This window comes from Aminobacter sp. Piv2-1 (assembly GCF_037625995.1).
GTDB lineage: Bacteria > Pseudomonadota > Alphaproteobacteria > Rhizobiales > Rhizobiaceae > Aminobacter.
Genome location: NZ_JARKMU010000005.1, coordinates 350343 through 362322, shown reverse-complemented (window position 1 = coordinate 362322; position 11980 = coordinate 350343). Strand labels below are relative to the sequence as shown.

The window sequence follows — 11980 nt, the reverse complement described above, 5'->3', positions numbered from 1 at the left end:
TTCCGTCGGCTGCGCCAACCTTGCCGCGAAACTTGCCGATAGCTTCCCGTTTCCGCCTTCGGGTGCAGGAGCCGATAGTGACGACCTTGAGCGTCAGCACGAGCATCGACCGGGAGACCGCGAGCCTGATCGGCGACGGGTTGAACGCCTACAACTACGATACCGCGGGGCCGCACAACGACGAGGATCTCTGGATCGTCGCCCGCGACGCCCAGGGCAGGGTCGCGGGCGGTCTCAAGGGTTCGTCCGAGTACACCTGGCTGTTCGTCGAGTGGCTCTGGATCAGTCCCGACCGTCGCGGCGGAGGTCTGGGCACGCAGTTGCTGGCAGCGGCCGAGGAAGCGGCCAGGCAGCGCGGCTGCATCGGCGTGCATCTCGATTCGTTTACGTTCCAGGCGCCCGAGTTCTACAAGCGGCAGGGATACGAGGAGTTCGGCCGCATTGACGATTACCCTGCGGGACATTCGCGCGTGTGGCTCAAGAAGCGCTTCTAGCCGTCCGCACAACGCGACGGGGCCCGCTTTGCCTTGACAAAACCGGGTACCCATGCGCTTTTCGCGCGAAATTTTGGCCCAGGGCGCGGATGACGCCTGGGCGCCGCATAACAACAGCCCGAACCGGAACTTTGCCATGCACCGTTACCGCAGCCACACCTGCGCCCAATTGAGGAAATCCGACGTCGGCTCCGCCGTTCGCCTGTCCGGCTGGGTGCATCGCGTCCGCGACCATGGCGGCCTGCTGTTCATCGACCTGCGCGATCACTACGGCATGACCCAGATCGTCGCCGATCCCGATTCGCCGGCCTTCAAGACCGCCGAGACGGTGCGCGGCGAGTGGGTGATCCGCGTCGACGGCTACGTCAAGGCGCGCCTGGACGAGGCGGTCAACGCCAACCTGCCGACCGGCGAGATCGAGATATTCGCCCGCGAGATCGAGGTGCTTTCGGCTGCCAAGGAACTGCCGCTGCCGGTCTTCGGAGAGCCGGAATATCCCGAGGACATCCGCCTCAAGTACCGCTTCCTCGACCTGCGTCGCGAAACGCTGCACAAGAACATCGTGGCGCGCACCAAGATCATCGCCGAGATGCGCAAGCGCATGAACGACGTCGGCTTCACCGAATATTCTACGCCGATCCTGACGGCCTCGTCGCCGGAAGGCGCGCGCGACTTCCTGGTGCCGTCGCGCATCCATCCGGGCAAGTTCTTTGCGCTGCCGCAGGCGCCGCAGCAGTACAAGCAACTGTTGATGGTCGCGGGCTTCGACCGCTACTTCCAGATCGCGCCGTGCTTCCGCGACGAGGACCCGCGCGCCGACCGCCTGCCGGGCGAGTTCTACCAGCTCGACCTCGAAATGAGCTTCGTGACCCAGGAAGACGTCTGGAACACGATGGAGCCGGTGATGCGCGGCGTGTTCGAGAAGTTTGCCGACGGCAAGCCGGTTACCCAGCAGTTCCGCCGCATTCCCTATGATACCGCGCTGCGCACCTACGGCACCGACAAGCCGGACCTGCGCAACCCGATCGAGATCCAGGAAGTCACCAGGCACTTCGACGGCTCGGGCTTTAAGGTGTTCGCGGGCATGATCGCCTCCAACCCGAAGGTCGAGGTCTGGGCGATCCCGGCCAAGACCGGCGGTTCGCGCGCATTCTGCGATCGCATGAATTCCTGGGCGCAGGGCGAGGGCCAGCCGGGCCTCGGCTATATCTTCTGGCGCAAGGAAGGCGACAAGCTCGAGGGCGCAGGCCCCATCGCCAAGAACATCGGCGAGGAGCGCACCGAGGCGATCCGTGAGCAGCTCGGCCTGTCGGACGGCGATGCCGCCTTCTTCGTCGCCGGCGATCCCAAGAAGTTCGTCTCGTTCGCGGGCGCTGCCCGCACCCGCGCCGGCGAGGAGCTGAACCTCGTCGACCGCGAGCGTTTCGAGCTGTGCTGGATCATCGACTTCCCGTTCTACGAATGGCTGGAAGACGAAAAGAAGATCGATTTCGCCCACAACCCGTTCTCGATGCCGCAGGGCGGCCTGGACGCGCTGAACAGCCAGGACCCGCTGACCATCAAGGCCTATCAGTACGACATGGTCTGCAACGGCTTCGAAATCGCCTCCGGCTCGATCCGCAACCAGTTGCCCGAACTGATGGTCAAGGCCTTCGAGCTGACCGGCAAGTCGCGTGAGGAGGTCGAGGAGCATTTCGGCGGCCTGTACCGCGCCTTCCAGTACGGCGCGCCGCCGCATGGCGGCATGGCTGCCGGTGTCGACCGCGTGATCATGCTGCTCGTCGGCGCCAAGAACCTGCGCGAAGTGACGCTGTTCCCGATGAACCAGCAGGCGCAGGACCTGCTGATGAACGCGCCGGCCGAGGCCACGCCGCAGCAGCTGCGCGAGCTGTCGTTGCGCGTCGCGGTGGCCAAGAAAGAAGCTTAACCAACGCGCGCAAGCGGCTCTTTCGACTCGATAAATCGCTAAGAAAAAAGCCCGGCATCGCTGCCGGGCTTTTTGTTTGCTTGTCCGAGCCCTGAGGCTTACTGGTTAGCCGTGACCGTGAGGCCAAGCGTCTTCGGCAGGTCCTTCGGGTTCGCCATGCCGTTGGCGGCGAGCAGCGCGAACGGCACCGGCGAGCCGGGCTTTGCGGCGATTTCGAGTGACTTCGGATTGTCCAGGAAGGCCGTGACGGCGGTCGTGACCTGCTGGGTCAGTTCGGGGTTGTTGAGTTCCATCATCATGAACGGAACGATCGCCTTGGCCTGGTTGGCAATATCCTTGGCCGTCATGCCTTGCTGCTTGCCGAGATATTCCAGCACCTTGTTGGTGATCGACGCGTCGTCGAAGCGGATCGTGGCGCCGTGGAAGGTGAGCTGCTGCATGAGGCCGAGCATGGCCAGGCCCTGGGCCGAACTGTCGGCGCCCTGCGGCTGCGCGGCCATGGTCTTCTGCAGGTCCTGCATCGACTTGATGAAGTCGAGCGTGTAGCCGCCGAGATCGAAGGTCATGCCGAGCGCGCCGGCATTGTCGACCGCGATGTTGTACTGCGACAGCGTCATGCGTCCGTCGGTCGGCTGCCAGGTGCCGGCGAGCTGGAGGTTGCCGCTGATGTTCTGGTAGCCGAGCGCGTCGATCGCCGCCTTCGACTGCGGGTCCTCGACGAGGCTGAGATCGGCCGAGAACTTCTCGGCCCCGCCGGTGAACGACATGGCCTTGCCGTCGACCGGCGGCGTCACCTCGGCGGTGAAGTTGGTCATCTGGAAGGCCTGCTTGTCGCCCACCTTGACGCTGAGATTGTCGAGCGCCGCAGTCTCGTACATCAGCAGCGAGGCGAGCGGATCGGTGAAGCCTTCGGCCGGCAATTTCACGTTGCCGAAGGTTAACGGGCTGATGTCGACGGTCGCGCCGTCCTGGGTGACGCTGTAGGGCTCGGTGCTGATCGTCGTGATCTTGTAGCCGCCGTTGTCGTCTTCGACGCCGCTAAGCGTCAGCTTGCCGATCGGGAACGCCTTGTCCTCTCCGGCCACGGTGATGGTGGCGCCTTCGAGGACGATCTCCGACGCGTCGCCGGTTGCGCTGCTCCAGCCGAGCGTCATGTTCTGCGTGGCCAGCACTGTCTTGAGCCTTTCGGCCACTGCGCCGGCCTCCTGGGCGAACGCAGCGTTCAGCGGCAGCGTGAAGAGGAATGTCGAAAGCACGAGCTTGCCGAATGCAGAGCGATGTTGCGTCATGGTGGTTCCCTGAGACTGTGAGGAATCGTTCGGCCTTTCGTCCGTCACGAACTGGACTGGAAGAAGGCGCCATAATGACAATGGCCGCAATTCGAGGCAAAAGGCAATCGCTGCAATGCAACACGCGCAAAAATGGTGAATGACCGGCTGATCGCGAGATTGCTACTTTAGCGAGCGGAAAGATTTGTCGCATCCGGGCACCATCCACCCTTGCTTTTGCCGATAAGGCTTGTCGCGAATCGCCCGTTCCGTTAGTCCAAACCCATGGGAAAAGGGCTTTTGCCGCCGTCCGGCGGCGGTGACAATATCGAACCGGTCGACCTCAAGAAGGCGCTCGAGGAGCGCTATCTCGCCTATGCGCTGTCGACTATCATGCACCGGGCGCTGCCGGACGTGCGCGACGGGCTGAAGCCCGTTCACCGTCGCATCATGCACGCAATGCGGCTGCTCAGGCTCAATCCGGACCAGGGATTCGCCAAATGCGCCCGCATCGTCGGCGAGGTGATGGGCAAATTCCACCCGCATGGCGACCAGTCCATCTACGACGCGCTGGTGCGCCTCGCGCAGGACTTCTCCGTTCGTTATCCGCTGGTCGACGGGCAGGGCAATTTCGGCAACATCGACGGCGATAACGCCGCCGCCATGCGCTACACCGAAGCGCGCATGACCGAGGTGGCGGTGTCGCTGCTCGAGGGCATCACCGAGGATGCCGTCGACTTCCGTCCGACCTACAACGAGGAGGACGAGGAGCCCATCGTCCTGCCGGGTGCATTCCCCAACTTGCTGGCCAACGGCTCGTCGGGCATCGCGGTCGGCATGGCGACGTCGATCCCGCCGCACAACGCCGCCGAGCTGTGCAGCGCAGCCCTCCATCTCATCGACAATCCGCAGGCTTCCGTCTCCGACCTCATGACCTCTCCTTCGGAGTGGGAGCACATCAAAGGCGACCCCGAGCTTGCCCTGGCCTGCAAGGTGCGCGGCCCGGACTTCCCGACCGGCGGCAGCGTCGTCGACGACTGGGCTTCGATCGTCCAGGCCTACGAGACCGGCCGCGGCGGCTTCCGCGTGCGCGCCAAGTGGCACCAGGAAGACCAGGGCAGGGGCACCTGGAACATCGTCGTCACAGAGATCCCCTACGGCGTGCTCAAGTCGCGGCTGATCGAGAAGATTGCCGAGCTCTTGATCGCGCGCAAGCTGCCGCTGCTCGAGGACATCCGCGACGAGAGCGCCGAAGACATCCGCGTCGTGCTGGTGCCCAAGAGCCGCACCGTCGATCCCGGCCTTCTGATGGAGTCGCTATTCAAGCTCACCGAGCTCGAAAGCCGCTTCTCGCTCAACATGAACGTTCTGTCGCGCGGCAAGGTGCCGAACGTGCTGTCGCTCAAGAGCGTGCTGCAGGAATGGCTCGAGCATCGTCGCGACGTGCTCGTCCGGCGCTCGCAGTTCCGCCTCGGCGAAATCGAGCGGCGGCTGGAAATCCTCGGCGGCTACCTGATCGCCTACCTCAACATCGACGAGGTGATCCGCATCATCCGCGAGGAGGACGAACCCAAGCAGGTCATGATGGCCCGCTGGGATCTCACCGACACGCAGGCCGAAGCCATCCTCAACATGCGCCTGCGGGCGCTGCGCAAGCTCGAGGAATTCGAGATCCGCAAGGAACACGACGCCCTCAGCGCCGAGAAGAAGCAGATCGAGGCACTGCTGTCGTCCGAGGGCAAGCAGTGGCAGACGATCAAGTGGGAAGTGGCCAACATGCGCAAGCACTATGGCCTCGATACCGAGCTTGGCCGCCGCCGCACGGAGTTCACCGCAGCACCTGAGCACGACCTTACCGACATCCATCACGCCATGATCGAGAAGGAGCCGGTGACGGTCGTGGTCTCCGAAAAGGGCTGGCTGCGGGCGATGAAGGGCCATCTGGCCGATTATTCGCAGCTTTCCTTCAAGGAGGGCGACAGCCTCAAGCTCGCCTTCCATGCCCAGACGACGGACAAGATTCTGGTCTTCACGACTGGCGGCAAGTTCTACACCATCGGCGCCGACCGCCTGCCGGGCGGCCGCGGCCACGGCGAGCCGATCCGTATCATCGTGGACATGGAGAACGACCAGGACATCGTCACCGCCTTCGTCCACGAGCCCAAGCGCAAGCTGCTGCTGGTCAGCCACGAGGGCAACGGCTTCGTGGTGCCCGAGGACGAGGTCATCGCCAACACCCGCAAGGGCAAGCAGGTGATGAACGTCAAGACGCCCGACGAGGCCAAGCTCTGCGTGCCGCTGCTCGGCGACCATCTCGCCATCGTCGGCGAGAACCGCAAGATGCTGGTGTTTGCGTTGCAGGAAATCCCCGAGATGACCCGCGGCAAGGGCGTCCGCCTGCAGAAATACAAGGACGGCGGCGTCCTCGACGTGAAGGCCTTCGCGATGGAGACGGGGCTTACCTGGCAGGATTCGGCCGAGCGCACCTTCACCCGCACCCGCGAGGAACTGGCGGAGTGGATCGGCGCCCGCGCCACCGCAGGCCGGATGGTTCCCAAGGGGTTCCCGCGCACCGGGCGCTTCGGTTGACGTTGAGGCAGGCGCGCCGCGTCCAAAGTTTGCGTGCGCGCCGCCGCGTTAGGCTCTATGATCCTCTAGCCGGTGTCATGCGGTGTCGCCGGGCGTCCAGCTAGGGTCCATACCAGGGCCAAGGAGATCAGGCCCTTGAGACTGTCCAATCCCCGCAAACCGGAGCGCGAGCCGCGACTTTTCGGCCCGTCCATGCCGATGCGCTCACCGCTCGTCCCGCCCTTGTCGGCGGCCCGCTGGCTGCTGGTCCTGATCGTGGCGGCAGGCATCTATTTCTTCCATGGGTTCCTCGTGCCGGTGCTGGCAGCGCTTGTCATCGCCTTCGCCAGCTGGCCCATCTATCGTCGGCTGCTCTCGGCAGTCGAAGGCAATCGCACCATCGCCGCCACGCTGGCGCTGCTGTTCATCATCGCCTTCCTCGTGGTCCCCATCTCCTTTGCCTCGACCTATGCGGTGAACGAGATCCGCGAATGGTTCGCCTGGGCGGTGAACACCAACCGTCAGGGTGCGTCGACGCCTGCGTGGATCGCCAACCTGCCGGTCGTCGGCGAGTGGCTCAACGAGCAATGGACCCGCAACATCGGCCATCCGGGCTCGATCGGCGAGCTGTTCCAACTCTTCGGCGGCGCAAATATCGGCAGCATCTACCGCGGCGTGCTCGCCGCCGGCGGCAGCGCCTTCAGCATCCTGCTCACGATACTGTTCATGCTTATCGCACTGTTCTTCACCTATCGCGACGGCGAGGCGTTCGTGGGCCAGCTCGACCGGCTCGGCGAGCGCATCCTGCCGATGCGCTGGGAGCGCATCTCGCGCGTGGTGCCCAAGACCATCAGCGCCACCGTGATGGGCATGACGGTGATCGCGATAGGCGAGGGGGTCGTGCTCGGCGTCGCCTACTGGATCGCCGGCGTGCCCTCGCCGGTGACGCTCGGCGTCATCACCGGCTTCATGGCACTGATCCCCGGCGGCGCGCCGCTGTGTTTCACGCTCGTCTCGGTCTATCTCCTCGCCAGCGGCTCGCCGATCGCCGGCGTGGCCCTGTTCGCCTGGGGCTCGATCGAGCTGTTCATCGTCGACAAGACGCTTCGGCCCAGGCTGGTGGGCGGCCCGATCAAGCTGCCGTTCCTGCCAACGTTTTTCGGCCTCATCGGCGGCGTCAAGACGATGGGCCTGCTCGGCCTGTTCATCGGGCCGGTGCTGATGGCGCTGCTCGTCGCCATCTGGCGCGAATGGATCCGCGAGATCGAACTGACCGACGAGGCGGCGATCGTCGCCGCCAATGCACCGACCGAGGGCGAGGTGCCGCGCTCTGCCGAAGCGGCGGGCGACGATGCGCCGGCCAAGCGGACGCAGGCCGGCTAGAGCAATTCCAGGAAAAGTGCGCAGCGGTTTTCCGTCCGGAATTGCGCAAAAACAAAGAGATAGAGCGTTTCCGCGATTCGAAGAAAAGCGGAAATACTCTAGCAGCCCGCGGGTGCTAGGCTGCCTGCTCGAGGACCGCGCCGGCGCGACGCTTGCGGCTCTGGGCAAGCTGCCAGGCCGAGTGGGCGACGAGTGTTGCGATCAGGATCACGCCGCCGATCAGGCTGTTGGTCGTCGGCACCTCGGCAAAGATCATCCACACCCAGATCGGCGCGAGCACCGTCTCGAGCAGGTAAAACATCGCCACCTCGGGCCCGGAGAGATACTTCGGGCCGTTGGCGAGGCAGAAGAACGAGATCGGCATGATCACCGCGCCGTTGAAGATGATCCACCACGGCGCCTCGACCTGAAAGCCAGTCTTGGAGACCATGAAGGCCGCGACCAGGCAGGGAAACAGCACCCCGACCAGGGCGGTGAAGCCCATGTCCCTGCCGCTTGAGCGCGAGATCGTGATGGCCGAGGCGATGCAGAAGGCCGATACGACCGCCATCAGGTCGCCGAAAACGTGGCCGGTTCCGATCGAGCCGCCGACGATGACGAGCACGCCGCCAATCATGAACAGCATTGCCAGCATGGTTGCCGGGCGCGGTCTTTCGCGCAGGAATATCCACGACAGCAAGGCCGCGAAAACGGTGTTGAAGGCCAGGATGAAGACGAGGTTCGCCGTCGACGTGTTGTAGACGGCGGTGATGAACGAAATCGAGCCTATGCCGTAGAGGCTGGCGACCACCAGGCCCGCCTTGCCGGGGATGAGTTGCGGGGCATTGCGGTCGAACGAGCGCCAGACCAGCCAGATGACGATCGCGGCAAGGAAGGTGGTGCCGCTTCGCATCATCAGGATCGACCAGTTGTTGCCGGCCGCCAGCTTGATGAGCGGAATGTCGACGGTCAGCGCGAGGCCACCGATGCCGGTGAGCAACAGCCCCTTGGTGTGGTTCGAATGGATGTCAGCCACGGTTTCCTCTGCCAGATGGTCGACGGCAGCGTGGAAACGGGCCGGACGTTATCAGCTCTCGCCTTCGAAGCGCTCCCAGCCCTTGGGCGCGAGATGCTCCTGCGGCTTGAAGCGTATCTTATAGTTCATCTTGCGTGAACCGTTGACCCAGTAGCCGAGATAGACGTGGGGCAGGCCCATGGCGCGGGCGCGGGCGATGTGGTCGAGGATCATGAAGGTGCCGAGGGAGCGATGGTCCATCTCCGGGTTGAAGTAGGAGTAGACCATCGACAGGCCGTCCGACATCTTGTCGGTCAGGGCCACCGCGATCAGCTCGCCCTGGCCCTTGCCGGTGATGAAGGAATCCGGACCGCGGCGGCGGTATTCGATCACCTTTGTGTCGACATGGGTGTCTTCCACCATCATGGCGTAGTCGAGCACGGTCATGTCCGACATGCCGCCCTTGCGGTGGCGGGCGTCGAGATAGGCGCGGAACAGTGAGTATTGCTCCGTCGAGGGTTCCGCGTCATGCATGGCCCCGATCAGGTCCGTATTGTGTTCGATCACCCGGCGCATGTTGCGTGTCGGCACGAATTCCTGCGCAAGGATGCGGACCGAGACGCAGGCGCGGCAGGTCTCGCAGGCCGGACGGTAAGCGATGTTCTGCGAGCGCCTGAAGCCGCCCTGGGTCAGCAGGTCGTTCATCTCCGGCGCCTTGTCCCCGACGAGATGCGTGAAGACCTTTCGCTCGAATTGCCCTTCGAGATAGGGGCAGGGAGAAGGTGCCGTCAGGAAGAATTGCGGCGAATGGGTCGAATGCTGCGTCATCGAGCGTCTAGAAGACTCCCCACGAATGTCCCCTAGCTTGGCGCTGACTGCGAAAAATTCAACATGAATGTGAAGGCGGACCGCAACTCGCCTTCACATTTTAGCGCGAAAGCATGATTTGCCACGCCAAAAGGCTTAATCAGCGGTCGCTGCGGCTGACCACGGTGCCGAGCAGCAGGTCGTGCAGCGTGCGCTTGCGGTCGGAAAACAGCGTGACCAGCAGGACAAGCGGGGTGAGCATTACGTTGCCGGCCCAGAACAGGACCGAGTGCACCACCGCCAGCAGCCCGTCGATCGGGCGGCCGTCGAGGCGGTCGAGGCGGATGCCCATGATGCGCATGCCGGTGGTCGCCTGGTTGGGACCGCCAAGCGTCGTCCACAAGTAGACGAGCGCCACGAGCGGCAACAGGATGCCGAACAGCGCCCAGCCGAGCCCGAGCGTCAGGATGCCCAGGAAGAAGACGACGATCGCGAACGGGATCGTCAGCAGTCCGACGATCAGGTAGTCGATCAGGAAAGCCAGCACGCGGCGCGTGCGCACGCCATCATATGCCCGGACGTCGTCGAGCCTGTTGGCGATGATTTCTCCGTCCAGGACGCGTGCGGTCATTCAATCCTCTACATGCAGGCGCAAGTGCCTGCGTGGGAGCAGATGGGTGGGGTCGCATCGGAATTCAAGATTCCCGCTTCGCAACTTCAGTGGCGATGCGTTCGATGGCTTTACGCAGTGTCGGTAGGCTGTCGGTCACGACCGCCCAGACAATGGGATCTGCGATCCGGTGGTACTCGTGTCTCAGGACGTTGCCGATTCCGCGTATTTGCTTCCACGGAATCTCGGGTTCGGTCACGAGCAATTCGGCTGGCAGGTGCCGCGCGGCTTCCGAAATGATCTCGATGCCACGTTGGACGCCGTGCTTCAGCAGCCAATCCTGTTCGTAGTCGTGGAGCGTCTTGCCTGATGTTGCCTTCTCGATCCCGTCGAGTGCTGCAAGTATTTCGGCAAGGATAGGCCCGGCTTTACGTCGTGCCATCAGAACACGCGAATGGCTGTGCGCTCGATGTCAGCCTTCAATTGCGGATGCAGGCTGTTGCGTGTCGTGACATCGATTTCCGTCGCCATCGCCTCTTCGAGAAGCTGCTTGATGCCGACTAGATCTATCAACGAGAAGCGGCTGTGCGGATCGTAGTCGATGAAAAGATCGAGATCGCTGCCCAACGAAGACTCGTCACGAGCTGTTGATCCGAACAGGTACAGCGACGTCGCGCCCATGCCTCGTACGGCTTCGGCGTTCTCGCGTAGTCTTCTTATCGCTTCCGATCTGGTCATATCCGCATACTATAGCACTTGCGGACTGTGTTGTAGGCGCCGCCGGCTCAGCCCTTCAGCATCGCCGCCACTTCCGGCGCGAAATAGGTGAGGATGCCGTCGCAGCCGGCGCGCTTGAAGGCAAGCAGGCTCTCGATCATGGCCTTCTCGCCGTCGATCCAGCCGTTGGCGCCGGCAGCCTTGATCATCGAATACTCGCCCGACACCTGGTAGGCGAAGGTCGGCATCCGGAACTCGTCCTTCAGCCGCAGGATGATGTCGAGATAGGGCAGGCCGGGCTTGACCATCAGCATGTCGGCGCCCTCGGCGAGATCCTGCTCGGCCTCGCGCATCGCCTCGTCGGAATTGGCATGGTCGAGGTAGTAGGTCTTCTTGTCGCCCTTGAGCAGACCCTGGGTGCCGATCGCCTCGCGGTAGGGGCCGTAGAAGGCCGAGGCGAACTTGGTCGCATAGGACATGATCGCCACGTCCTGGAAGCCGTTGTCGTCGAGCGCGTCGCGGATCGCGCCGATACGCCCGTCCATCATGTCGGAGGGAGCGATGATGTCGGAGCCCGCCGCCGCCTGCAGTACGGCGGCTGCGGCCACCTGGGCGACCGTCTCGTCGTTGACGATGATGCCGTCGCGCAGGATGCCGTCATGGCCGTGGCTGGTGAACGGGTCGAGCGCCACATCCGTGATGATGCCGATCTCCGGAACCGCCGCCTTGATCGCGCGGGTGGCGCGATTGATGATGTTGTCCGGCTCGAGGATATGCGCGCCGGTCTGGTCGCGCAGGCCCATGTCGACATTGGGGAAGGTGGCGAGTGCGGGGATGCCGAGCTTGGCGGCGCGCTCCGCTTCCTTGACCGCGAGGTCGACGGACATGCGGAATACGCCGGGCATCGCCGGAATGGCTTCCCGCCGATTTTTGCCATCGATGATGAAGATCGGCCAGATCAGGTCATCCACCGTCAGCCTGTTTTCCTGCACGAGGCGCCGCGACCAGTCCGCCTTGCGCATGCGGCGCAGGCGGCGGCTGCCGGTGATCTCGTCGACGCTGCGCGCGCCGGCTGGCTTGGCGGGGGTGAACTTGTTCATCGATGGTCTCCGGATTGTGCGGTTTTTAGCATGCCGGTTTGCCCAAGACCAAGCGGCGCGATGGCACCTGCGGCATTGACGCACCCACACACAGCACATTAGCTCTTCGAAC

Annotated in this window: 11 protein-coding genes; 4 read left to right on the top strand and 7 right to left on the bottom strand. The window is 63.7% G+C overall.

Annotated elements, in window-relative coordinates:
• Positions 1–77: 77 nt before the first annotated feature.
• Positions 78–494, top strand: coding sequence for a GNAT family N-acetyltransferase (locus AmiPiv_RS12145; RefSeq protein ID WP_340037710.1), 417 nt, complete (start codon positions 78–80; stop codon positions 492–494).
• A gap of 136 nt (positions 495–630) precedes the next feature.
• Positions 631–2421 (top strand): aspartate--tRNA ligase, encoded by a 1791-nt coding sequence (aspS, locus tag AmiPiv_RS12140; RefSeq protein ID WP_340037709.1) that lies wholly within the window; start codon positions 631–633, stop codon positions 2419–2421.
• A gap of 98 nt (positions 2422–2519) precedes the next feature.
• On the opposite strand, the gene AmiPiv_RS12135 is transcribed toward aspS, so the two are convergent.
• A complete protein-coding gene (locus AmiPiv_RS12135) occupies positions 2520–3710 on the bottom strand; it encodes a hypothetical protein (protein ID WP_340037708.1) in 1191 nt (396 codons plus the stop codon).
• A gap of 264 nt (positions 3711–3974) precedes the next feature.
• Here AmiPiv_RS12135 and parC point away from each other — a divergent pair, with 264 nt between their 5' ends.
• Together parC and AmiPiv_RS12125 are read left to right on the top strand one after the other, a co-directional pair.
• The gene (gene parC / locus AmiPiv_RS12130) at positions 3975–6278 is read left to right on the top strand and encodes a DNA topoisomerase IV subunit A (RefSeq protein WP_340037707.1); all 2304 of its coding nucleotides are present in this window, start codon (positions 3975–3977) and stop codon (positions 6276–6278) included.
• 192 nt (positions 6279–6470) lie between these two features.
• Positions 6471–7640, top strand: a complete 1170-nt coding sequence (locus tag AmiPiv_RS12125) for an AI-2E family transporter (RefSeq protein ID WP_445206950.1) — start codon at positions 6471–6473, stop codon at positions 7638–7640.
• 115 nt (positions 7641–7755) lie between these two features.
• Here the strand turns inward: AmiPiv_RS12125 and AmiPiv_RS12120 are convergent, their stop codons facing one another.
• From AmiPiv_RS12120 to hemB, 6 genes are all read right to left on the bottom strand, one after another.
• Positions 7756–8646: a DMT family transporter gene (locus tag AmiPiv_RS12120; RefSeq protein ID WP_340037745.1), complete on the bottom strand. Its 891-nt coding sequence runs from the start codon at positions 8644–8646 to the stop codon at positions 7756–7758.
• Positions 8647–8706: 60 nt separating this feature from the next.
• On the bottom strand, positions 8707–9462 hold the full coding sequence (locus tag AmiPiv_RS12115; RefSeq protein WP_340037705.1) for an arginyltransferase: 756 nt from the start codon (positions 9460–9462) through the stop codon (positions 8707–8709).
• A gap of 139 nt (positions 9463–9601) precedes the next feature.
• Positions 9602–10072 (bottom strand): RDD family protein, encoded by a 471-nt coding sequence (locus AmiPiv_RS12110; RefSeq protein WP_340037704.1) that lies wholly within the window; start codon positions 10070–10072, stop codon positions 9602–9604.
• Positions 10073–10136: 64 nt separating this feature from the next.
• The gene (locus tag AmiPiv_RS12105) at positions 10137–10493 is read right to left on the bottom strand and encodes a HepT-like ribonuclease domain-containing protein (RefSeq protein ID WP_340037703.1); all 357 of its coding nucleotides are present in this window, start codon (positions 10491–10493) and stop codon (positions 10137–10139) included.
• Complete coding sequence (locus AmiPiv_RS12100) at positions 10493–10789, bottom strand: nucleotidyltransferase family protein (protein WP_340037702.1); 297 nt, start codon at positions 10787–10789, stop codon at positions 10493–10495. Before AmiPiv_RS12100 ends, AmiPiv_RS12105 begins: the two co-directional genes overlap by 1 nt.
• 47 nt (positions 10790–10836) lie before the next feature.
• Complete coding sequence (gene hemB / locus AmiPiv_RS12095) at positions 10837–11868, bottom strand: porphobilinogen synthase (RefSeq protein WP_340037701.1); 1032 nt, start codon at positions 11866–11868, stop codon at positions 10837–10839.
• Positions 11869–11980: the final 112 nt, after the last annotated feature.

Bases quoted from the DNA above. Each gene is read 5' to 3' on its own strand.
- aspS (WP_340037709.1), top strand. From the start codon at position 631: ATGCACCGTTACCGCAGCCACACCTGCGCCCAATTGAGGAAATCCGAC.
- AmiPiv_RS12135 (WP_340037708.1), bottom strand. From the start codon at position 3,710: ATGACGCAACATCGCTCTGCATTCGGCAAGCTCGTGCTTTCGACATTC.
- parC (WP_340037707.1), top strand. From the start codon at position 3,975: ATGGGAAAAGGGCTTTTGCCGCCGTCCGGCGGCGGTGACAATATCGAA.
- AmiPiv_RS12125 (WP_445206950.1), top strand. From the start codon at position 6,471: ATGCCGATGCGCTCACCGCTCGTCCCGCCCTTGTCGGCGGCCCGCTGG.
- AmiPiv_RS12115 (WP_340037705.1), bottom strand. From the start codon at position 9,462: ATGACGCAGCATTCGACCCATTCGCCGCAATTCTTCCTGACGGCACCT.
- AmiPiv_RS12110 (WP_340037704.1), bottom strand. From the start codon at position 10,072: ATGACCGCACGCGTCCTGGACGGAGAAATCATCGCCAACAGGCTCGAC.
- AmiPiv_RS12105 (WP_340037703.1), bottom strand. From the start codon at position 10,493: ATGGCACGACGTAAAGCCGGGCCTATCCTTGCCGAAATACTTGCAGCA.
- AmiPiv_RS12100 (WP_340037702.1), bottom strand. From the start codon at position 10,789: ATGACCAGATCGGAAGCGATAAGAAGACTACGCGAGAACGCCGAAGCC.
- hemB (WP_340037701.1), bottom strand. From the start codon at position 11,868: ATGAACAAGTTCACCCCCGCCAAGCCAGCCGGCGCGCGCAGCGTCGAC.